The organism is Streptomyces sp. NPDC016677 (genome assembly GCF_055562815.1).
In genome coordinates, this window is sequence record NZ_JBVHEO010000003.1 from 365381 (window position 1) to 386547 (window position 21167).

Annotated in this window: 18 protein-coding genes; 9 read left to right on the top strand and 9 right to left on the bottom strand. The window is 72.6% G+C overall.

What is annotated here, in order from left to right; translation table 11 throughout:
• Positions 1-4: 4 nt before the first annotated feature.
• The gene (locus ACZ3IG_RS11435) at positions 5-619 is read left to right on the top strand and encodes an OmpA family protein (RefSeq protein ID WP_467431069.1); all 615 of its coding nucleotides are present in this window, start codon (positions 5-7) and stop codon (positions 617-619) included.
• 5 nt (positions 620-624) lie between these two features.
• Positions 625-1128, top strand: coding sequence for a hypothetical protein (locus ACZ3IG_RS11440; RefSeq protein WP_467431070.1), 504 nt, complete (start codon positions 625-627; stop codon positions 1126-1128).
• Here ACZ3IG_RS11440 and ACZ3IG_RS11445 read toward each other — a convergent pair.
• Both ACZ3IG_RS11445 and ACZ3IG_RS11450 read right to left on the bottom strand, forming a co-directional pair.
• Positions 1115-1498 (bottom strand): DUF192 domain-containing protein, encoded by a 384-nt coding sequence (locus tag ACZ3IG_RS11445; RefSeq protein ID WP_467431071.1) that lies wholly within the window; start codon positions 1496-1498, stop codon positions 1115-1117. The genes ACZ3IG_RS11440 and ACZ3IG_RS11445 overlap by 14 nt on opposite strands.
• Entirely contained in the window at positions 1495-2130 is a 636-nt protein-coding gene (locus ACZ3IG_RS11450) for a DinB family protein (protein WP_467431073.1), read from the bottom strand. The genes ACZ3IG_RS11445 and ACZ3IG_RS11450 overlap by 4 nt, the downstream gene beginning before the upstream one ends.
• A gap of 195 nt (positions 2131-2325) precedes the next feature.
• Here ACZ3IG_RS11450 and ACZ3IG_RS11455 point away from each other — a divergent pair, with 195 nt between their 5' ends.
• The 5 genes from ACZ3IG_RS11455 to ACZ3IG_RS11475 all read left to right on the top strand — a co-directional run bounded on the left by ACZ3IG_RS11455 (position 2326) and on the right by ACZ3IG_RS11475 (position 8944).
• Positions 2326-3204, top strand: coding sequence for an LLM class flavin-dependent oxidoreductase (locus ACZ3IG_RS11455; protein ID WP_467431074.1), 879 nt, complete (start codon positions 2326-2328; stop codon positions 3202-3204).
• Positions 3205-3214: 10 nt separating this feature from the next.
• Positions 3215-4000, top strand: a complete 786-nt coding sequence (locus ACZ3IG_RS11460) for a class I SAM-dependent methyltransferase (RefSeq protein WP_467431076.1) — start codon at positions 3215-3217, stop codon at positions 3998-4000.
• A gap of 936 nt (positions 4001-4936) precedes the next feature.
• The gene (locus ACZ3IG_RS11465; RefSeq protein ID WP_467431078.1) at positions 4937-6259 is read left to right on the top strand and encodes a PhoH family protein; all 1323 of its coding nucleotides are present in this window, start codon (positions 4937-4939) and stop codon (positions 6257-6259) included.
• Between the two features lie 394 nt (positions 6260-6653).
• Positions 6654-7373 carry an aggregation-promoting factor C-terminal-like domain-containing protein gene (locus ACZ3IG_RS11470; protein ID WP_467431080.1) on the top strand — a complete coding sequence of 240 codons (720 nt, stop codon included), beginning with the start codon at positions 6654-6656 and terminating at the stop codon, positions 7371-7373.
• Positions 7374-7519: 146 nt separating this feature from the next.
• A complete protein-coding gene (locus tag ACZ3IG_RS11475; protein WP_467431082.1) occupies positions 7520-8944 on the top strand; it encodes an AI-2E family transporter in 1425 nt (474 codons plus the stop codon).
• An 89-nt stretch (positions 8945-9033) separates the two neighbouring features.
• Here the strand turns inward: ACZ3IG_RS11475 and ACZ3IG_RS11480 are convergent, their stop codons facing one another.
• Both ACZ3IG_RS11480 and ACZ3IG_RS11485 read right to left on the bottom strand, forming a co-directional pair.
• Positions 9034-9567: an alkyl hydroperoxide reductase gene (locus ACZ3IG_RS11480; RefSeq protein ID WP_467431083.1), complete on the bottom strand. Its 534-nt coding sequence runs from the start codon at positions 9565-9567 to the stop codon at positions 9034-9036.
• 6 nt (positions 9568-9573) lie between these two features.
• Positions 9574-10128, bottom strand: a complete 555-nt coding sequence (locus tag ACZ3IG_RS11485) for a peroxiredoxin (RefSeq protein ID WP_467431085.1) — start codon at positions 10126-10128, stop codon at positions 9574-9576.
• Positions 10129-10257: 129 nt separating this feature from the next.
• Between ACZ3IG_RS11485 and ACZ3IG_RS11490 the strand changes: the two genes are divergently transcribed.
• Positions 10258-11211, top strand: a complete 954-nt coding sequence (locus ACZ3IG_RS11490) for a LysR substrate-binding domain-containing protein (protein ID WP_467431666.1) — start codon at positions 10258-10260, stop codon at positions 11209-11211.
• A 464-nt stretch (positions 11212-11675) separates the two neighbouring features.
• Here the strand turns inward: ACZ3IG_RS11490 and ACZ3IG_RS11495 are convergent, their stop codons facing one another.
• The 3 genes from ACZ3IG_RS11495 to ACZ3IG_RS11505 are packed head-to-tail and all read right to left on the bottom strand — an operon-like array spanning position 11676 to position 15216.
• Positions 11676-14006, bottom strand: coding sequence for an ABC transporter permease (locus ACZ3IG_RS11495; RefSeq protein WP_467431087.1), 2331 nt, complete (start codon positions 14004-14006; stop codon positions 11676-11678).
• The gene (locus ACZ3IG_RS11500) at positions 14003-14695 is read right to left on the bottom strand and encodes an ABC transporter ATP-binding protein (RefSeq protein ID WP_467431088.1); all 693 of its coding nucleotides are present in this window, start codon (positions 14693-14695) and stop codon (positions 14003-14005) included. The genes ACZ3IG_RS11495 and ACZ3IG_RS11500 overlap by 4 nt, the downstream gene beginning before the upstream one ends.
• Positions 14692-15216, bottom strand: coding sequence for a PadR family transcriptional regulator (locus ACZ3IG_RS11505; RefSeq protein ID WP_467431091.1), 525 nt, complete (start codon positions 15214-15216; stop codon positions 14692-14694). Before ACZ3IG_RS11505 ends, ACZ3IG_RS11500 begins: the two co-directional genes overlap by 4 nt.
• 415 nt (positions 15217-15631) lie before the next feature.
• Here ACZ3IG_RS11505 and ACZ3IG_RS11510 point away from each other — a divergent pair, with 415 nt between their 5' ends.
• Entirely contained in the window at positions 15632-17929 is a 2298-nt protein-coding gene (locus ACZ3IG_RS11510; protein WP_467431092.1) for a transglycosylase domain-containing protein, read from the top strand.
• A 103-nt stretch (positions 17930-18032) separates the two neighbouring features.
• Here ACZ3IG_RS11510 and ACZ3IG_RS11515 read toward each other — a convergent pair whose 3' ends face one another.
• Positions 18033-20111, bottom strand: coding sequence for an ATP-binding SpoIIE family protein phosphatase (locus ACZ3IG_RS11515; RefSeq protein WP_467431093.1), 2079 nt, complete (start codon positions 20109-20111; stop codon positions 18033-18035).
• 280 nt (positions 20112-20391) lie between these two features.
• Positions 20392-21087: a cytidylyl-2-hydroxypropylphosphonate hydrolase gene (gene fomD, locus ACZ3IG_RS11520; RefSeq protein ID WP_467431096.1), complete on the bottom strand. Its 696-nt coding sequence runs from the start codon at positions 21085-21087 to the stop codon at positions 20392-20394.
• Positions 21088-21167 lie beyond the last annotated feature (80 nt).

Here is a 21167-nt window from a genome sequence, read left to right on the forward strand (position 1 = left end):
CCCCATGACCCCCACCCGACTCACCGCCACCCTCGGCATCACCGTCCTCCTCCTCGCCGGCGGCACCCTCGCCCACGCCGACGACGCACCCAGCGTCCCGCCGGGAACCGAAGCCACCCCGTCCGCCCCCGTCGAAGTGGACCCCAACGACCCCGACCTGAAGCTCCCCGAAGGGGCCACGCTCGCCGGGGCCAAGGTGCTGGACATCAAGTCGGTCGTCGAGGACCAGAGCGGGGACGAGCGCCGGGAGGACACCAACACGGACGTGAAGTTCGCGCTCCAGGCGGAGGTGCTGTTCGGGAAGGACAGCGCGAAGCTCGGCGGCGAGGCCAAGTCCCGGATCGCCGGCATCGCCCAGGAGATCAAGGCGCAGAACGCCACCAGGATCCGCGTCTTCGGCTTCACCGACGACCTCGGCTCCGCCGCCCACGGAGACGACCTGTCCAAGGAACGCGCCAACGCCGTGCACGACCTCCTCTCCCAGGCCCTGGACGACCCCGGCATCACCTACGAGGTACGCGGCTACGGCGAGCAGTACCCGATCTCCGACAACTCCACGGAACCGGGCCGCAAGAAGAACCGCAGGGTCGAGGTCTCCTTCCCCCGGACGGAGAACTGACCCGAGTGGTACGTGAGCCGATCGCCCTGACCCTCCTCGCGGTACTCACCCTGGCCGGCTGCGGGAGCGGCCCGGACCGCGCCGCCGACGGGACGTCCACGCCCCGCCCACCGTCCTCGCCGCCCCCGTCCTCGTCCTCCTCGCCCCCGTCACCGACGACGACCGCGGCGGACGGACGGAACACCGACGCCTGCGCCGACGCCGACTGCGAGGTCACCGTGTCCGAGCCGGTGGCCATCCCCTTCCGGGGCCCGGAGGGCCACGCCGAGCTGTCCGTGACCGAGGTCGGCCCCGACCGGGTCCACTACGAAGTCACCGCCGGCGACGGCCGCTCCAGTGGCGGCGCCGACGGCCCGGGCTGGGGCTGCTACACCGTCCTCGGCGAGGACAGCAGCAGCAACGGATGCGGACCGGCGGCCCCGGCACCCAGCGCGGCCCCCGGCACCGTGGTCCTCCACCTGACGACCGCCCCCGACGGCACGGCGACCGTCCGGATCAGCTCGGGATGACCTCCACCGCCACCCGCGTCCCCGGCCGCACCCCCCACCCGGCCATCACCCCGGCCGCCGCCTCCAGCACGTGCCGCGACCGCACCCGGGGCAGGCCCAGCCGCCCCGGCGGCATCGTGCGCACCGCGAGCACGGTGAGCCTCCGGTCCAGATAGGCCACGTCGATCGGCATCCGCATCCGGAACGTGTGCACCGAACCGGCCGGCGACAGCAGCAGCGCCCCGTCCACGGCGTCCCGCCCCAGCAGCCCCCGGGTCCGGGCCCGGTAGGACGCCGCGATCTCCAGCGGAACCCGTACGTCCGTCCCGGCGGGCCCCCGCGCCGGTACCACCAGCGTGCCCCGGCCGTCCCGCCACCGCCGCCCGGTCACCGCGGCACGCTCCCGGCGGACGCCCGGTACAGGTCGCGCAGCAGGGCGATCTCCGCACCGTGGTGCAGCAGTTCCTGGTTGACCCACCACACGATGTCGAGGAACGGCTCCTCCGCGTCGCTGCCGTGCGGATAGGTGCAGTGGCCCACCCGGTCGAGCGCGGCGTCGTCCGCGCTCAGCAGCGCCTCCCGCCAGGCCGCCGCCCCGGCGTCGAACGCGGCGACCGCCCCCGCCGCGTCGCCGGGGACCGCGATGTCGTCCCGGGTCAGGGAACGGCTCCCCGAGGTGTGGTCGGCGCGCAGCGCCAGCATCTCGGCGAGGTGGCTCAGCCGCCACGCGAGGGTGGTGAAGGGCGGCGGCCAGGGGTGGGGGTAGGGCGCCGCGTCCCGGCCCCACTCGCCGCGCTCCGCACCCGCCAGGAACTCCGCCCGCGCCCCCGGCCCGTCCGTCCGCCGCCGCACCGACCAGCAGCCCGGCACCGGCTCCCAGAAGTACTCCGCGTCGGTCAGCGGCCCGACCGCCGTCTCCGACCCGTCCCCGCTGTCCATCACGGGCCCGGACAGCCGGGCGGCCAGCCGCTCCCGGGCGAAGTCGAACTGGTCGAGCAGGGAAGTGAGACGGGGAGGAATCACGCTGCACGCTCCTGTGACGATCGGGCGGTCCTGCGGTCGGGCGGTCTGGCGGTCGGGCGGTCCTGCGGTCCGGCGCGTCGGCCGACCCGCCAGCCTGGCACAGCCCACCCCCGTACCGCGCCCCTTTTCCCGGCGCCGGATCATCCGGCCGAAATCGCGTTGTACGGCGCCCCACCGCCCCGGTAGGAAGATCCCATGACCACACTCGGCGCTGTGTTCCGTCCCCAGCTCGCCCCCGAACGGCTGCGTGCCGTGGCCCGGACCGCCGACGAGGCGGGACTCGACGCACTGTGGTTGTGGGAGGACTGCTTCCGGGAGGGCGGTATCTCCACGGCCGCCGCCGCGCTCGCCTGGACCGAACGGGTACGGGTCGGCGTCGGCCTCCTCCCCGTACCGCTGCGCAATGTCGCCCTCACCGCGATGGAGGCCGCCACCCTGCACCGGATGTTCCCCGGCCGGGCCGTCCTCGGCGTGGGGCACGGCGTGCAGGACTGGATGGGCCAGGTCGGTGCGCGGGCCGAGTCCCCGATGACCCTGCTGCGGGAGTACCTCACCGCGCTGCGGGCCCTGCTGGCGGGCGAGCGGGTCACCACCGAGGGCCGGTACGTCCGCCTCGACGACGTGGCCCTGGACTGGCCGCCGGACGCGCCCGGCGGCGCCGAGGTGTTCGCCGGAGCCACCGGCCCGCGCTCGCTGCGGCTGTCCGGCGAGGCCGCGGACGGCACGGTGCTCACCTCGGCCACCCCGCCCGACGGGGTACGGGCGGCCCGCCGGCTCATCGACGAGGGCCGGGCCGCGGCCGGCCGGACCGGCGGGCACGAGGTCGTCGTCTACCTCCTCACCGCCACCGGCCCCGACGCCGGCGCCCGGCTCCGCGCCGAACTGGCCGCCGAGGGCCTGGACTCCGTACCGGATCTCGGGGTGGCCGGCGACGCGGGTGCCGTCGCCGAGGCCGTCGACCGGCTGGCCGCGGCCGGCGCCGACACGGTGATCCTCCAGCCGACCGCGGACGAACCGGACCCCGAGGGCTTCGTCCGCTTCACGGCGGAACGCGTCGCCCCCTTGCTGACCTGAGGACACCCCTGTGCGCACGTACGAGGACCTGGTCGCCGAAGCCGTGGCCGCCCCCACCGAGGGCTGGGACTTCTCCTGGTTCGAGGGCCGGGCCACCGAGGAACGGCCCTCCTGGGGATACGCCCGCTCGCTGGCCGGACGGCTGGCCGGCGCCGGCGCCGTGCTGGACATCCAGACCGGCGGCGGCGAGGTACTGGACTTCGCGCTCGGCGCGGCCCCGCGACCGCCCCGGCTCACCGTCGCCACCGAGGGCTGGCCGCCGAACGTCGCCAGGGCCACCGCCCTGCTCCGCCCGCGCGGCGTCGCGGTCGTCGCCGCACCGGAGGACGCTCCGCTGCCCTTCGCGGACGGTGCCTTCGACCTGGTCGTCAGCCGGCACCCCGTCAGGCCGCGGTGGACGGAGATCGCCCGGGTGCTGAGCCCCGGCGGCACCTACTTCGCCCAGCACGTGGGCCCCGCCAGCGCCTTCGAACTCGTCGAGTACTTCCTCGGGCCCCGCCCCCGGGAGAGCCGTCGCGACCGTCACCCCGAGGTCGAGCGGGCCGCCGCCGAGGCCGCCGGGCTGGAGGTCACCGAGCTGCGGGCGGAGCGGCTGCGGATGGAGTTCCACGACATCGGGGCCGTCGTCCACTTCCTGCGCAAGGTCGTGTGGATGGTCCCGGGGTTCACCGTGGAGGCGTACGAGCCCCGGTTGCGCGCCCTGCACGAGCGGATCGAGGCCGAGGGGCGGCCCTTCGTGGCCCACAGCTCCCGGCACCTCGTCGTGGCCCGGCACGCGGCTTCACGCGATGCCTGACGACACACCCCCAATCACGTTTGCACCGTTTGCGGCACCTATGTCCGATAACTCCACCGAGGATCTCCACGGGGTTTCCACATCGTTATCCCGCATGGTGTCCCGCGACTCGATCGAGTCCCGCCATGTCGCGTAAGTTCAGACCAAGTTGATTCGCGTGAGCAAATCCACGTGAGTGGCACCGCGCGGCGGAGGGGGCTGCGCGGTGCCGGGTCACGTGCGCGTTCGCCGGTGACGCCGCCCGGCGGGGGAAGCCGGGGGCGTCTCACCGAGCGGGCCGGGGCCGTGCGCCGGACCCTGTGGAACGTCTCTCCTGGCACACGCCTCCCGTGGGGTTGCGCTGTGTTCCGGCCATGATCACGGTGTGAATCGGGGTCCCGTCGGCCAGCGCGGCGTCGCCGGGCGAATTCGGAGAGTAGTTGTGTCGCGCCGATGCAGCCAGTAGCCCTTACGAAGGGTTATGGTGGAAACCCCCCCTCGGGCCGGTCCGTATCCCCCCCACGGACCGGCCCGTTTTTCTGTGTGGCCGACGCGTGGCCGACGCGTGGCGGTGCGCAGCCGGTGCGCGGCCGACGTGCGGCCGGACCGGGCCGTGCGCGCGCCGTCCCGTCCCCGCCGGACCCGCGGGTGTGCCGGCGGGCTCACGTGTAACGAACAGTTCATCAGCGCGCCGTCATATGCCGGGGCATGGCCGCGTCGCGGACCGGGCATAAAGCAACCAGGTCGACACCCGAACCACGGGTGTCGGTTCTCAGCGGGCGGCGCGGGGCCGTCCCGCCCGGGAGGCCCTTTGCACCAGCCCGACCGTGCGGTCTCGGCACGGGAGAAGCAGTGGAGGGCCGGTCCCCGGCCCGTGCGGTGTGTGCATCGCGGCCGACGACCGGTCCAGCCCCACTCCGTCGCTCCCCGACCTCTCCCGAGGGGGTACGTCCTTCCGTGGTGACCAGCGCAAAGCGCCCCAAGCCAGACCGGCGCACCTACGTTCTCGACACCAGTGTCCTGCTGGCCGATCCGAACGCTCTCAGCCGCTTCGACGAGCACGAGGTCGTGCTTCCGATCGTCGTGGTCACGGAACTGGAGGCCAAACGGAACCATCCCGAACTCGGCTACTTCGCCCGGCAGGCCCTGCGGCTGCTCGACGACTGCCGGGTGCGGCACGGCCGCCTGGACGCCCCGATCCCGATCGGGGAACTGGGCGGGACCCTGCGGGTCGAGCTGAACCACTCGGACCCCAGCGTGCTGCCCAGCGGCTACCGCCTGGGGGACAACGACTCCCGCATCCTCGCGGTCGCCCGCAACCTCCAGGCCGAGGGATTCGACGTCACCGTCGTGTCGAAGGACCTCCCGCTGCGGATCAAGGCGTCCTCCGTGGGGCTGCTGGCCGAGGAGTACCGGGCCGAACTGGCCATCACGGACTCCGGCTGGACCGGGATGGCCGAGCTGACCCTGCCCGGCGAGCAGGTGGACATCCTCTTCGAGGAGGGCCACCTCCATGTGCCCGAGACCGCCGACCTGCCCGTGCACACCGGGCTGACCATCCAGTCGGAGCGGGGCAAGGCACTCGGCCGGGTCACCCCGGAGGGGAACGTCCGCCTGGTACGCGGCGACCGGGAGGCGTTCGGCATCAAGGGCCGCAGCGCCGAGCAGCGGATCGCGCTCGACCTGCTGCTCGACCCGGACATCGGGATCGTGTCGATGGGCGGCAGGGCCGGCACCGGCAAGTCGGCGCTGGCGCTGTGCGCGGGACTGGAGGCGGTCCTTGAGCGCCGGCAGCACCAGAAGGTGATGGTCTTCCGGCCGCTGTACGCGGTGGGCGGCCAGGAGCTGGGCTACCTGCCCGGCACCGAGGCCGAGAAGATGAGCCCCTGGGCGCAGGCGGTCTTCGACACCCTCTCGGCGGTCACCAGCCGCGAGGTCATCGAGGAGGTCACCGCGCGCGGCATGCTGGAGGTGCTGCCGCTCACCCACATCCGCGGCCGGTCGCTGCACGACGCGTTCGTCATCGTGGACGAGGCCCAGTCCCTGGAGCGCAACGTCCTGCTGACCGTGCTGTCCCGGATCGGCGCCGACTCACGGGTCGTGCTCACCCATGACGTGGCGCAGCGGGACAACCTCCGCGTCGGACGGTACGACGGTGTCGTGGCCGTGGTGGAGAAGCTGAAGGGGCATCCGCTCTTCGCGCACGTCACGCTGACCCGGTCCGAAAGGTCCCAGATCGCTGCGCTCGTCACCGAAATGCTGGAGGACGGCCGCATTTGACACCCGCGCGGGGGCGCCGTCCGGAAAAGGCCAAGAGCCTAGCCGGGCGGCGCCTTCGCGTGCGGGAGTTTCCGTAAATCCCCGGGGACGAACGAGGTGTGAGCTTTCACACGCAACTCAAGATTGCCTCACGCCGTGCGGTTGCGGCAGAGTCTCGTTCCTGTCAGGCCCCGCATACGACACACGTGTACCCCCAGCGGTACGCAATCACAGCAGTACCAGGTCAACTCCATAGGCACGTCGTATGCCGCCCGAGCATCACGCGGCGCTCCCGTACCGGGAGTTGCCCACCGGGCCCGCGCCTCCCGTGACCCCGAAGTTGGGGAGGCCAGCGCCAGGGGCACGATTGCGTCCGCGAGGGTCACCGAAGCGGGCGATGCTGGAAGGAAACCGTGTGAGCCGGATCTCGGTCCGGGGATTCGCAGTGGCCTCGGCCACGGCGGTCACCGCTGTCGGAAGCGTCGTCGGTGTTGCCTCGGGCACCACCATGCAGGGCAACAGCGACGCCGAGGCGACGGCCAGTGGCACGACGCTCCTCGCGGACATCCCCGCGGGGCAGCAGGCCCAGGTCCAGACCGCGTCGCTGACGCAGCAGGCCGACGCGCAGGCCATCGCCGCCGACGCTGGCGCCAGGAAGCAGGCGGAGGAGGCGGCACGCAAGGCCGCCGCCCAGACCGCGGTCGCCAAGAAGAAGCAAGCCGACGCGGCGGCCAAGAAGGCCGCGCAGGCCGCGCGGGACGCGCAGGAGCGCGAGGACGCCGACGAGCAGGCCAGCCGCGACGCCACCCGCGACGCCTCCGACTTCTCCGTCCAGAGCTCCTACACCGTCGCCCAGATCCAGTCGATGGCGCGTCAGATGGTGCCGAGCGCGCAGTTCCAGTGCTTCAGCAACATCGTCGACCACGAGTCGAGCTGGAACTACCAGGCGGTCAACCCGTCCTCCGGCGCCTACGGTCTCTTCCAGGCCCTGCCCGCCTCCAAGTACTCCTCGGTCGGCTCCGACTGGCAGACCAACCCGGCCACGCAGATCAAGTGGGGCCTGAACTACATGAACGATCGCTACGGCAGCCCGTGCGACGCCTGGACCTTCTGGCAGGCCAACCACTGGTACTGAGCCGCCCGCGGCCCCCGTGCCGCCGCTCAACCCCGCGCAGCCCCTCGCCGTCCTACGGTGAGGGGCTTTCGCGTGCCCGCCCTGTACGGTCGGAGCGACGACTCCAGGGGGGAGTGGTGGGGAGAGACGGGGGAAGAGGACGGATCATGTCGCGAGTGCCAGGGTGGATCGGCCGGCTCGGCGCCGGGCTGACCCGGGTGAGCCGGACGCTGGACCAGCGCCGCGCGGAGGCGGAGCGGGAGGACTCCGCCGCCGACGCCGCGGAGACACAGCCGTACGAGCTGCGGTCCTACGGCCGGCAGTCCTACGGGCAGCAGTCGCACGAGCAGCAGGCGTACGGACAGCAGGCGTACGAGCAGCGGTCGCAGGACCACGTACCGCCGCCGCCGGACCACCCGCCCGCCGTCGCCGCCCGGCCCGATCCCGCCCAGGCCGTGCCGTGGGGCGTGCGGGTCGCGGCCGAGGCGGGCTGGCGGCTGCTGGTCCTCGCGGGCACCCTGTGGGTGCTGATGCGGATCATCAGCGCCGTCCAGCTGGTCGTGCTGGCCTTCGTCGCCGCGCTGCTGATCACGGCGCTGCTCCAGCCGACGGTGGGGCGGCTGCGGCGGCGCGGGGTGCCGCGCGGAGTGGCCACGGCGCTCACCGCGATCGGCGGGTTCGTGGTGATGGGCCTGATCGGCTGGTTCGTCACCTGGCAGGTCATGGAGAACATCGACAGCCTCTCCGACCAGGTCCAGGACGGCATCGACGAGCTGCGCCGCTGGCTGCTCGACAGCCCCTTCCACGTCACCGACAAGCAGATCAACGAGATCGCCGAGAACCTGCGGGACGCCGTCGGCGCCAACACCGACCAGATCACCTCCGCGGGCCTGGAGGGCGTGACGGTCGTCGTCGAGGCGCTGACCGGCATCCTGCTGGCCGTCTTCTCCACCCTGTTCCTGCTCTACGACGGCCGGCGGATCTGGGAGTGGTCGCTGAAGCTGGTCCCGGCCGCCGCCCGGCCCGGCGTGGCCGGCGCCGGTCCGCGGGCCTGGCGGACGCTGACCGCGTATGTGCGCGGCACGGTGATAGTGGCCCTGATCGACGCCGTCTTCATCGGCCTCGGCATCTACTTCCTCGATGTGCCGATGGCCGTGCCGCTGGCCGTGTTCATCTTCCTGGGCGCGTTCGTCCCGCTGGTCGGCGCCGTGGTGTCGGGGGCGCTGGCGGTCGTCGTCGGGCTGGTGACGCAGGGCGTGTTCACCGCCGTGATGGTCCTCGTCGTGGTGCTGGCGGTGCAGCAGATCGAGGGGCACATCCTCCAGCCGTTCATCCTGGGGCGGGCGGTGCGCGTCCATCCGCTCGCGGTGGTGCTGTCGGTGGCGGCCGGCGGGCTGGTGGCCGGCATCGGCGGCGCGGTGGTCGCCGTACCGCTGGTCGCGGTGACCAACACCGTCGTGGGCTATCTGCGGGCGCACTCCCGGGAGGCGGCGCTGCGGGGCACGCCCAGGCCGCACGGGGCCACGTCGACGGACGCCGCCCCGGCGGCCGGGGAGCCCTCCGCCGCCGGCCCGCCGCCGGCCTCCGTCTGACGCCGTGCCGACGGGCCCCGCCCACCGGGAGGTGGGCGGGGCCCGTCGCCGTACCGGGTACGGAGGGCTCCGTACCGGGGTACGCGGGACTACTCGGCGAGGACCGCCTCGGCGTCCAGCGTGGCGCCCACGGCCTGGATCACGGCCGCGATCTTGAAGGCTTCCTGGACCGTCTCCCGGTCCAGGCCCGCCTTGCGGAGCACCTGCTCGTGCGAGTCCAGGCACATGCCGCAGCCGTTGATGGCGGAGACCGCGAAGGACCACAGCTCGAAGTCGACCTTGTCGACGCCCGGGTTGCCGATGACGTTCATCCGCAGCCCGGCGCGCAGGGTGCCGTACTCGTGGTCCGACAGCAGGTGCCGGGTGCGGTAGAAGACGTTGTTCATCGCCATGATCGCGGCGGCCGACTTGGCGGCCGTGTACGCCTCCGGCGTCAGGTTCGCCTTCGCCTCCGGCTCCAGCTCGCGCAGCACGATCGGGGAGCGCGAGGCGATGGCGGTCGCCAGCACGGTGCCCCACAGCCGCTGGGCCGGGAGGTCGGAGTTGCCGATGACGGAACCCAGGTTGAGCTTCAGGTCCTTGGCGTAGTCCGGTATGGCGGACTTCAGGGTGTCGAGGGACATGTCAGCTCACTCTCCCGACAGCAGCGCGACGGGGTCGAGGGTCTCGTCGCCCTTGGTCCAGTTGCACGGGCACAGCTCGTCCGTCTGGAGGGCGTCGAGGACCCGCAGGACCTCCTTGGGGTTACGGCCGACGGAGCCGGCGGTCACCATGGTGAACTGGATCTCGTTGTTCTGGTCCACGATGAAGACCGCGCGCTGCGCGAAGCCGTCCTCGCCCTCGATGCCGAGCGCGCGCATCAGCTCGTGCTTGGAGTCGGCCATCATCGGGAACGGCAGGTCGGTCAGGTCCGGGTGGTCCTTGCGCCAGGCGTGGTGGACGAACTCGGAGTCACCGGAGAAGCCGAGGATCTGGGCGTCCCGGTCGGCGAACTCCTCGTTCAGCTTGCCGAAGGCCGCGATCTCGGTGGGGCACACGAAGGTGAAGTCCTTGGGCCAGGCGAAGACGACCTTCCACTTGCCCTCGTAGGTCTTGTGGTTGATCTGCTCGAACTCCTTGCCCTTCTCCAGCGAGACGCAGGCGGTCAGTTCGAACTCGGGGAACTTGTCACCGACAGTGAGCACACGCTCTCCTTGCAGCGCGGAAACGCCCAGTTTGCAGGCGTTTCCCATGGGTTGGACGGTCCCGATGCTGGCACAGGGTGCATTGATTGTGGAAATAGCTACACTCGGTCAGGTTGATCGGAGGTAGTTATCAGTACGGCCGGTAATAAGCCCAGACAGCCCAGCCTCGCCCAGCTCCGCGCGTTCGCCGCGGTCGCCGAGCACCTGCACTTCCGCGATGCCGCCGCGGCGATCGGCATGAGCCAGCCCGCGCTCTCGGGGGCGGTCTCCGCCCTGGAGGAGACACTCGGTGTCATCCTCGTCGAGCGTACGACGCGCAGGGTGCTGCTCACTCCGGAGGGTGAACGTCTTCTGGTCCGGGCCAAGGCGGTACTGGAGGAGATAGGGGCGCTGACGGAGGAGGCCACGGCCCTGCGCGCCCCGTTCACCGGGGCGCTGCGCCTGGGCGTCATCCCGACCGTCGCGCCGTACGTACTGCCGGCCGTGCTGCGCCTGGCGCACGAGCGCTACCCGGACCTCGACCTCCAGGTGCACGAGGAGCAGACCGCGAGCCTGCTGGACGGGCTCACCTCCGGCCGCCTGGACCTGCTGCTGCTCGCCGTCCCGCTCGGCATGCCCGGCGTCGTCGAACTCCCGCTCTTCGACGAGGACTTCGTCCTGGTCACCCCGCTCGGCCACTGGCTCGGCGGCCGCGAGGGCATCCCGCGCGAGGCGCTGCGCTCGCTCAACCTGCTGCTGCTGGACGAGGGCCACTGCCTGCGCGATCAGGCCCTGGACATCTGCCGGGAGGCCGGACGCGCGGACGTGCCGGCGACCACCACGGCCGCCGGCCTGTCCACGCTGGTCCAACTGGTCGCCGGCGGCCTCGGCGTCACCCTGCTGCCGCGCACGGCGGTCCGGGTGGAGACCTCCCGCGCCGCCGGGCTCCTCACCGCGTACTTCGCCGACCCCGCGCCCACCCGCCGGATCGCCCTGGCCATGCGCGGCGGGGCGGCGCGGACCGCGGAGTACGAGGAACTGGCGGCCTCCCTGCGGGAGGCGATACGCACCCTGCCGGTCCGGGTCGTGAACCCGGAGCCCTGACCGGTCCGGGACCGACGGCTCCGGCTTACTCCTCGCACGGGCCCGCGGGCCCTGGCTGGTGCGGTCGCGGTGGTGCCGGTCCGCTCCCTGGACGGGCCCCGGGGTTCCCGCCGGTCCGGTTCCGGCCGTGCCGGCCTGTTCCGTACGCGGGTCCCGGGGTTTCGGCCGGTCCGGTTCCGGCCGTGCGGTTCGCCGCCTGGGCAGGTCTCCGGGCCGTGGCCGTTCGGGGCCCGGCTGTCCCGCCTGCTCCCCGCGCGGGCCTGGGGGTTCCGGCCGGTCCGGTTCCGGCCGTGCCGGCCTGTTCCGTACGCGGGTCCCGGGGTTTCGGCCGGTCCGGTTCCGGCCGTGCGGTTCGCCGCGTGGGCAGGTCTCCGGGCCGTGGCCGTTCGGGGCCCGGCTGTCCCGCCTGCTCCCTGGACGGGCCTCGGGGTTTCGGCCCGTCCGGTACCCGCCGCTCGGGCCGGCTACTCCGTGCGCAGGCCGTCCGGGCGCAGCATCCGCAGCAGCGGTGGCAGGCTGAGCAGCGTCACGGCCAGGACCACCGCCGCGCCGACGCCGGTCATCGACAGCAGGCTCGGCCAGTCGATCCGGACCGTGGTGCCGGTCATCTTCAGCAGGACCGTGCCGAGCGTCAGCCCCACCACCGCGGAGAGCAGCAGGCCCACCGCGATCGGGACCGCCGTCTGCCACAGCACCGACAGCCCCAGCGTGCGGCGCCGGGTGCCGAAGGCGACCAGGGACGACAGCAGCTTGCGGCGCTCGCGCAACTGCTCCAGCTGGGTCACCAGCAGGCTCGCGCCGATCAGCGCCAGCACACAGGCGGCGCCGACGAACAGGCCGGTGCGGATGGCCGTGAACCTCTCGCTGCGCGTGACGGCCGACCAGACCTCGGCGCGCGCCAGCGGATCGACGGCCGCGGCGGTGTTGCGCACCCGCTCCTGGACGTCCGGCACCGACTGGTCGAGCCCCAGGTAGACCTCCGTGCGCAGACTCGACAGGGCCTTGTCGTCGAGGGCCCCGGGGGTGAACAGGAACCCCGTCGTCGTGCTGTTGGTCAGGCCGACGCGTTCATGGGCCTCCTTGACGCCCGCAGGGACCGTCCAGGCGACCCGCGCGTCCGGGAAGCCGTCGTACGACGGTTCGAAGTACAGCCGCCGCCCCGGCTCGGCCAGCGTGCCGATGGCCGAGTCGTACGAGGGGTGGAGGACGGCGAAGACGTCGCCGTCCGCGCAGGAGTCCAGCCGGACGACCTGCCGCAGCGCCGTGCAGTCCCCGACCGTCACCTGCTCCGAGTCCTCCGGGTTCATGGGCCGGTCGCCGATGGAGCCCTCGGAGTAGGCGTAGACGTCCTCGACGCCCCGGGTGGAGCCGAACTCCGCGGCCGCGGAGTGCTTCGCGCCGTCCGACAGAGTCACCTGCATCTGAGCCCGCGTGACGTCCTGGCCGGTGCTCTTGGTGTAGTCGTCGTCCACCCCGGCGAACAGCATCTGCAGGGCGATCGCCCCGGCGACCGCCACCGCCACGCCGTTGACCATGCGGGCCGCGGTGCCGCTGTTCACCTGGAGGCGCCGGACCGCCAGCTGCCAGGAGACACTGCCCGCGCCCAGCCGGGCGACGAACCGCTCCACGATCCACGGCAGCAGCGCCGTCACGCCGACCAGCAGCAGGACGACTCCGCCGACCACCAGGTACTCGTTGAAGGTGCCGTTGTCGCGGCCCTGGCCCAGCATCGGGTAGAGCATGGCCAGACCGGCCAGCGGCAGCAGCAGCCGCCACCACAGCCGGCGCCGCGCGGGCCGGGCCGTGCGGACCACGCCGAGCGGCTCGATGACCACCCCGCGCAGCGCGAACAGCGTCACCAGCACCGCCGCCGCCGGGACGGCCACCGCCACCAGCAGGGCCAGCCAGGGCGAGGGGTTCAGGTAGCTCGGGAAGACGCTGACGTCGAACACCACGGCCCGGCCCGCGAGCTGCCGGCCGAGCAGGAAGAACACCGTGCCGAAGACCAGGCCGAGCACCGAGCCCGCCAGTGCCTCCCCGGCGGCGATCCGCCGGGTCATCTGGCTGTCGGACCCGACCAGCCGCAGCGCCGCGAGCCGCCGGTCGCGCCGCTCGCCGCCGAACCGCACGGCCGTGGCGATGAACACGGCGACCGGCATCAGCAGCACCACGAAGACGACGAGGATCAGCAGCAGCAGTACGGGGTCCAGCTCGTCCGGCGCGCTGTCGACGGGACCGAAGTGGTCGATCCTGGTGACGCTGGGGCTGTCGAGGTGCGCGGCGAGTCCCCCGGCGCCCCGGACGAAGGTGAACTCCTGGGAGCCGACCAGGCCCTCCTCGGCGATGGTGCCGGTGATCCGGTCCGGCAGCCGCTCGCGCAGCAGCTTCCCGGAGTCGGACTCCAGCAGCTCCTTCAGCGCGGGGGAGACGAGCATCTCGCCCTCGGCCGGCACGGCGTCCATCCCGGGCGGTACCGGCGCGTCGGGCCCCTCGGGCTCCATCGCGCGGCCCCGGATCTCCTGGTCCCGGAACTGCGTGTCCAGGTCCGCGACCAGCAGGGTGTCGTTCCCCTTCGGCGGGACGGAGGTCTCCAGCCACGAGATGTCGGTGCGGGCGTCCTCCCGGTCGTGCCGGGCGGAGAGCGCGTTCGGGATCGCCGTCGTCAGCAGCAGCAGCGCCACGCCGAGCCCCACGCCGACGGCCGTCAGCAGCGCCCGGGTCCACCCCTCGCGCCCGCCGGTCAGGGTGAACCGGACACCCAGGGCCAGGTCGCGGCCCCACTGCCGGACGTTCATACGACCCGCTCCATGTTCCGGGACTTCCCGTCCCGCACGACGACCTCACGGTCCGACCAGGCGGCCACCCGTGCCTCGTGCGTGACCAGCACGACGGCGGCGTTGGTGGACCGGGCGGCCTCGGTGAGCAGCTCCATCACGCGCTCGCCGTTGAGGGAGTCCAGGGCGCCGGTGGGCTCGTCGGCGAAGAGCACGCGCGGGCCGGTGACCAGCGACCGCGCCACGGCGACCCGCTGCCCCTGCCCGCCGGAGACCTCGCCGGGCCGCTTCCTGGCGAGGCCGTCGACCTCCAGGCGCTCCATCCAGCCGAGCGCGGTCCGCTCGGCCTCCTTGCGGGACGTGCCGTTCAGCCGCAGCGGCAGGGCCACGTTCTCCACACAGGTCAGCTCCGGCACGAGCTGGCCGAACTGGAACACGAACCCGAACTCGCTGCGCCGCAGGGCGCTGCGCTGGGCGTCGTTCATGGCGGACAGTTCGCGCCCGTCGTAGGTGATCGTGCCGGAGTCGGGCGGGACGATGCCCGCCAGGCAGTGCAGCAGCGTGGACTTGCCGGAGCCGGAGGGCCCCATCACGGCGACGACCTCGCCGGGGTGGATGGAGAACCCGGCGCCGTCGAGGGCGAGGGTCGGGCCGTAGGCCTTGCTGAGGTCCAGCGCGGTGAGCAGGGAACCGGGGGGAGGGGTCGTCACGAGGTCACCGCCGTACGGAGCTTGTCGAGGCGCGCCGCGGTGAGCTCCAGCCACCGCAGGTCGGCTTCCAGGTGGAAGAGGGCGTGGTCGCAGATGAGCTGGTCGGCGAGGTCGCCCTTGCGCTTGCGGTCGGTGAGGACGCGCATGTGGCGCAGGTGCTCGGCGCGCTGCTCGTCGAGGATGTCGGCGGCGTCGCGGTGCGTGAGCAGGGCCAGGACGACCTTGGTGTACAGCGTCGACTGGAGGTACGGCTCCGGCTTCTCCGGCGTCGCCAGCCACCGCTCCACGTCGGTGATGCCGGCGTCGGTGATCGCGTACCGCTTGCGCTCCGGTCCGCCGCCGGCCTCGATGCCGTCGACCTCCACGAGGCCGTTCTTCAGCAGGCGGGACATCGTCGAATAGACCTGGCCGTAGTGGAGCGGCCGGTCGTGACCGAACTTCTCGTCGAAGGCCCGCTTCAGGTCGTAACCGTGGCGGGGCCCGGACTCCAGGAGACCGAGCAGAGTGTGACCGATGGACATGCCGCGCACTCTACACAGGGTGTATACCCGGTGTGTATACACCCTGTGTTCAGTTGGTGAGGGCGGACGTCGCGGCGCAGGTCGCGGGGTGTTGTCACGGTTCTGTCACCGCCCCCGGGGCCCTGCTTGCCGCTGCTCGGGAGCGGGGCCGTGGCGGTGGCGGCGGGGGTTCGGCGTCGCGGACGCGACGGCGGCCGCATAGGTGACATACCTGTCGATTCCGCTCCGCCGTGGCAACCCTCGGCCCCTCCCGTACGTCGGTTCCAAGGGACAGGGGTGCTGATTCTCACGTCCCCAAAAGGCTGGATCAGCGACTCTTTGTCACACCTGGCGGTGCTAGCTTCTTACGCTGACCTGCTGACGGAACCTGTGTGTCTTGTGAGCACACACGAACGAAGCGGAGCGGAACGGGCCCATGGGACGAGCGGAAGAGAGAAGAGCGCGACAGCGTGGCGGACGCCGCGCGGCGCCCAAGCGCCGCCGTCCACCGGCCGCGAACGGCAAGGGACGGATACGCCGGCTCTTCACCTGGAAGAAGATCCTCGGGACCGTCTTCGGACTCTGCCTGCTCGGCATGGGCGCCTTCGTCGTGCTGTACATGATGATCCAGATACCCGAGGGCAACGCCGACGCGACGCTGCAGAGCAACGTCTACAAGTACGGCGACGGCACCGTCATGACCCGCAGCGGCGAGCGCAACCGTGAGATCGTCGACCTCTCCAAGGTGCCCAAGGACGTCCAGCACGCCTTCGTCGCCGCCGAGAACAAGACCTTCTACGACGACTCCGGCGTCGACATCAAGGGCACCGCCCGCGGCCTGCTCAACACCCTCTCCGGCAAGGGCGCGCAGGGCGGCTCGACCATCACCCAGCAGTACGTCAAGAACTACTACCTCACCCAGGACCAGACCGTCACGCGCAAGCTGAAGGAACTGGTCATCTCCCTCAAGCTGGACCAGCAGAAGTCGAAGGACTACATCCTCGCCGGCTACCTGAACACCAGCTACTACGGCCGCGGCGCCTACGGCATCCAGGCCGCCGCCCAGGCCTACTACCGCGTCGACGCCGAGGAACTCACGGTCGAGCAGGGCGCCTACCTCGCCGCGCTGCTCCAGGCGCCCAGCCAGTACGACTGGGCGGTCGCCACCGAGACCGGCAAGAAGCTGGCCAAGGCGCGCTGGAACTACGTCCTGGACAAGATGGTCGAGCAGGACTGGCTGAGCACCTCCGACCGGCAGGCCGCGAAGTTCCCGGTCCCCGAGGAACCCCGGGGCGTCGCGGGCATGCAGGGCCAGAACGGCTACCTGGTGGACGCGGCCAACGACGCGCTGGAGGACCAGCTCGTCGCCGCCGGCACCGCCGAGGACAAGGAGCAGGCCGCCGCGATGGTCGAGGCCGGCGGCTGGACCGTCACCCTCAACATCGACAAGAAGAAGCAGGCGGCGCTGGAGAAGTCCGTCAAGGAGCAGCTGACCGGCAAGCTCGACGCCGACGAGCGGGACGTCGACGCCGACGTCCAGGCGGGCGCCGTCTCCGTCGACCCGAAGACCGGCGCGGTCGTGGCGATGTACGGCGGCGTGGACTACCTCAAGCACTACGTCAACAACGCCACCCGCAAGGACTACCAGCCCGCCTCCACCTTCAAGCCGGTCATCCTCGCCGCCGCCGTGGACCAGGACGCCGAGACCCAGGACGGCGTGCCGATCACGGCCAACACGGTCTACGACGGCACCAGCAAGCGCCAGGTCGAGCAGAACGGCACCAAGGTCGGCTTCGCGCCCGAGAACGAGGACGACGTCGACTACGGCGACATCTCCGTCCAGACGGCCATGAACAAGTCCGTCAACTCCGTCTTCGCGCAGATGGGCGTCGACGTCGGCATGGACCAGGTGGTGGACGTCGCCGCCGACCTCGGCATGGACGACGACCTGCAGGCCGTACCGGCCCAGACCCTGGGCAGTATGGGCGCCAGCCCGCTCCAGATGGCCGGCGTCTACGCCACCCTCGACAACCACGGCAAGAAGGTCACCCCGGCCATCGTGAAGTCGGTCGAGCACAACTCCCGCGCGGTCGAGTTCCCCGACCCGGTCGGCGAGCAGGTCATCAGCCGCGAGGCCGCCGACACGGTGACCAGCGTGCTGACCGGCGTGGTCGACGACGGTACGGCCAAGACGTCCGTACGGGACAACCCGATGCGCGACGGCCAGCAGGTGGCCGGCAAGACCGGTACCTCCGACAACAACAAGTCGGCCTGGTTCACCGGCTTCACGCCCAAGCTGGTCACCTCCGTCGGCCTGTTCGGCGAGGACGCCAAGACCCACGGCCAGGTCGCGATGTACGGCGCGGGCGGCGAGGACCGCGTCAACGGCGGCGGGTTCCCGGCGCAGATCTGGGCGGCGTACACCTTCGGCGTGATGGACGAGACCAGCAAGTTCGACCTGGACACCAAGCAGGGCGCCGCGGTCGCGCCCAGCACGTCGGCACCGCCGACCGAGACGACCTCGTCGCCGCCCCCGGAGGAGACGACCTCGGCCCCGCCCACGGACGAGGAGACGACCTCGGCGCCGCCCACCGACGAGGAGACGACCACCACGCCGCCCCCGGACGACGAGACCACGACGCCTCCGCCGGACGACGAGGAGAGCACCACGCCCCCGCCGACCGGTGACGAGACCGACGAGGAGGACGACGGCTTCCCGGGCGGCGGCTGGTAGCCGTCGGACGGACGCGACGGAAAGCGGACGGAAAGCGGACGGAAAAGGGGGAGGGCGCCCGGTGTGCACCGGGCGCCCTCCCCCTTTTCCCGGGGCCGTACGCTCAGCCGTGGTTCAGCTCGAACCAGACCACCTTGCCGGTGCTCAGCCGGGTCGCGCCCCAGCGCCGGGCCAGCCGGTTCACCAGGTACAGCCCGCGCCCGCCCTCGTCGGTGGCGCGGGCCTGCCTGAGGCGCGGCAGCTGCGGCACGTCGTCGCCGACCTCGCAGCGCAGCACGTCGGTGCGGAGCAGCCGCAGGGTCACCGGGCGGGAGGCGTACCGCACCGCGTTGGTGACGACCTCGCTGACCAGCAGTTCGACGGAGTCGGTCAGCTCCTCCAGACCCCAGCGGGCCAGCGCGTGCCGGGCCAGGCGGCGGGCGCGGCCGGGCGCCGCGTCCTCCGGCTCCAGGTACCAGTACGCCACGTCGCTCGGCGCGATCCCGTCGAAGCGGGCGGCGAGCAGTGCGATGTCGTCGTCCCGGTCGCCAGGACCGAGCATGTCCAGCACCTCGTCGCACAGGGCTTCCAGGGGCGGCGGATGGTCCGGGCCGGTCAGCTGGGCGGTCGCGGCGAGCTTCTCCCGCAGCTGCTCTATGCCGGTCCACACGTCGCGCAGGCGGGACTCGACCAGGCCGTCCGTGTAGAGCAGCAGCGTCGCCCCGGCGGGCGCGTCCAGCTCCACCGCCTCGAAGTCCACGCCGCCGACGCCGATCGGGGCGCCCGGCGGCACCCGCAGCACCTCGGCCCGGCCGCCCAGGTGCAGCAGGACGGGCGGGGGATGGCCGGCGTTGGCGATGGTGATGCGGTGCGAGACCGGGTCGTAGACCGCGTACAGGCAGGTCGCCATGCGGTCGGTGCCCAGGCGCTGGGCCTGCTCGTCGAGGTGGTGCAGCACCTCCTGCGGCGGCAGGTCGAGCCCGGCGAGGGTCTGCGCGGTGGTGCGCAGCTGGCCCATGATGGCCGCCGACGTCATGGAGTGGCCCATCACGTCCCCGACGACCAGCGCGACCCGGCTGCCGGGCAGCGGGATCGCGTCGTACCAGTCGCCGCCCACCCGGGCCGTCTCGGCGGCCGGCAGGTAACGCGAGGCCAGCCGTACGCCGGTGCAGCGCGGCAGGTTCTCCGGCAGCATCGTGCGCTGCAACTCGTCGGCGATGTACGCTTCGCGGCCGTACAGCACCGCCTTGTCGATGCCCAGCGCGCTGTGCGTGGCGAGCTGCGCGGCCACCAGCAGGTCGTCGGCCTCGAAGGCGGCCCGCTCCGGACGGCGCAGGAACAGCGCGGCGCCGATCACCCGGCGCCGGCCGCGCAGCGGAGCCAGGACGGCACGCCGTCCGTCGGGCAGCGGGAGGTCGCTGAGGTCGCCGAGGAGTTCGGGCAGGGCGGCGCGGGCCGCGGGCGCGTCCGTGAAGACCGGGCGCACCCCGCGCAGCACCTCGGCCAGCGCGCTGCCCGGCCGCACCTCGCACAGCTCCGCTCCGACCGTGTCCAGGTCGGCCGGTTCGGGCTGGACCGGCGGCATGAACCCGCCCTCGGTGTCCCGCTCGGCGGGGATGCGGTCGGTGCGGCGCAGCCGCAGCACCAGCGGACCGGTGGGCCGCTCGTCGCCGACCGGCAGCGGCTCGCGCAGATAGACCAGGATGGCGTCGGCGAACGTCGGCACGGTCGCCCGGCACAGCCCCATCACGATCTCGTCCAGGTCCATGCCCCGGGCGATCCGCCGGGTGGCGGCGCCCACGAAGCGCAACCGGTCCCCGTCCCGCCGCATCGGCGTGGGCCGTCCCGGCGGCAGCGGCTGCCCGCTGCGCCGCTCGGCCCCGGTCTGCTCGGCCGGGACACCGCCGGGTGGGGCCGGGACGCCCTCCGGCACCGGTATCGGCCGCGGGCGGTGCGCGTCGGGTCCGGCCGGCTGCTCGGTGCCCGGCTGGGCGTGCTCGGAGACGTCGACGGGGTCCCCGCCCACCGCGGCGGTCCCGGGCGGCGGGACGTCCCCGGCATGGCCCTGGGCCGGCAGGGCGCCTTCCGGGGCGCGCGGTGGCGCCGGGGTGTGCAGCAGCGCCCCGCGGGGGTCCGTGGGGTCGCTGCCCGCCTGGGGGCGCTCGAAGGAGATCGGGTGCTCCGTCACGCGTGTCGAATCCATCCGTGAGCGACCGCGCGCCGCGCGCGCGGTTCGTCCCGCAGAAGTCCCGATACCCGCAACACGCGCCCCGGGAACGGAATTCCCGCGCGGTCGAAGGCTGTTCCTGGACTGCCGCCGGGCCTGCCGTGATCCGTGCCGGCGTTGCCCTCGTACCCCTCGCTCACGTCCTGCCGCCCCTCGGTGACGTTCGGTCAAGCCCTGCGTGTGCCACGCCTGTTGCCACCGCGAGCCCTTGCGGAGGACGATCCTACGTTTGTTGCCCGGGGGCGTATCAAGGGTCTCACGAGGACACGTGCGCGGGCGTGCGATCCCAGTCCGCCGGGAGGGCCGGTACCGGCCACGCCGGGTCCGGCCGCCAGTGCTCCCAGCCGGCGGAGTACGGCGGCCCCCAGGCGCGGATCACCTCCACCGCCGCCCGCCCGGCCTCCCGTACCCGCTCGGCGAGGGCCGCGTCCATCAGGCCGTCCCGCTGGGCCTGCGCGAACTCGTCCTCGTCCCGCCAGTGCCACGTGCGGTCCGGGTGCACGGAGATGTCCAGAAAATGATCCTCGGAGTCGACCCCGCCAGCCCAGCGGGCCAGCGGCTCCTCCAGGTTCACGTACCAGTTCTTGAACGCCCAGCCCGGTTCCCAGAACAGCCACACCGACCAGGACTCGCCGGGCCGGGCCAGCTTCAGCACCCCGGTGCCGAACCAGCGGTCGCGCCGCACGGTCCGGGGTCTGGTGTAGCGCGTGGACAGGGGCTCCCGGTGCAGCGGGGTGCCGTCGGCCAGTACGGGCTTGACGCACTCGGTGCCGGGGGCCAGCCAGACGGCGAGCAGATCGGCGTCGTCGCGTACGACGGTGACGGGGCGGGCGATGTGCGGGCGCGGTCCGCCGTTCTCCCGGTAGCGCCACAGGATCTGGCTGCCGGGTGTCCAGAACGCCGCCCGCCCGTCCGTCCCCGTCGCCCCGCTCACCGTCTCACCGTCTGCCATGGACAGATATTAGGTGCCCCGGGCACCCGGCGCTGCGGCATCCGTCACGCCGGGGCACCGGGAGGAGCGCGGGCGGGCCG

Excerpts from the sequence above, each read along its gene's own strand:
- ACZ3IG_RS11435 (WP_467431069.1), top strand. The coding sequence starts at position 5 with ATGACCCCCACCCGACTCACCGCCACCCTCGGCATCACCGTCCTCCTC.
- ACZ3IG_RS11455 (WP_467431074.1), top strand. The coding sequence starts at position 2,326 with ATGACCACACTCGGCGCTGTGTTCCGTCCCCAGCTCGCCCCCGAACGG.
- ACZ3IG_RS11475 (WP_467431082.1), top strand. The coding sequence starts at position 7,520 with ATGTCGCGAGTGCCAGGGTGGATCGGCCGGCTCGGCGCCGGGCTGACC.
- ACZ3IG_RS11480 (WP_467431083.1), bottom strand. The coding sequence starts at position 9,567 with ATGTCCCTCGACACCCTGAAGTCCGCCATACCGGACTACGCCAAGGAC.
- ACZ3IG_RS11495 (WP_467431087.1), bottom strand. The coding sequence starts at position 14,006 with ATGAACGTCCGGCAGTGGGGCCGCGACCTGGCCCTGGGTGTCCGGTTC.
- ACZ3IG_RS11505 (WP_467431091.1), bottom strand. The coding sequence starts at position 15,216 with ATGTCCATCGGTCACACTCTGCTCGGTCTCCTGGAGTCCGGGCCCCGC.
- ACZ3IG_RS11510 (WP_467431092.1), top strand. The coding sequence starts at position 15,632 with ATGGGACGAGCGGAAGAGAGAAGAGCGCGACAGCGTGGCGGACGCCGC.
- ACZ3IG_RS11515 (WP_467431093.1), bottom strand. The coding sequence starts at position 20,111 with ATGGATTCGACACGCGTGACGGAGCACCCGATCTCCTTCGAGCGCCCC.
- fomD (WP_467431096.1), bottom strand. The coding sequence starts at position 21,087 with ATGGCAGACGGTGAGACGGTGAGCGGGGCGACGGGGACGGACGGGCGG.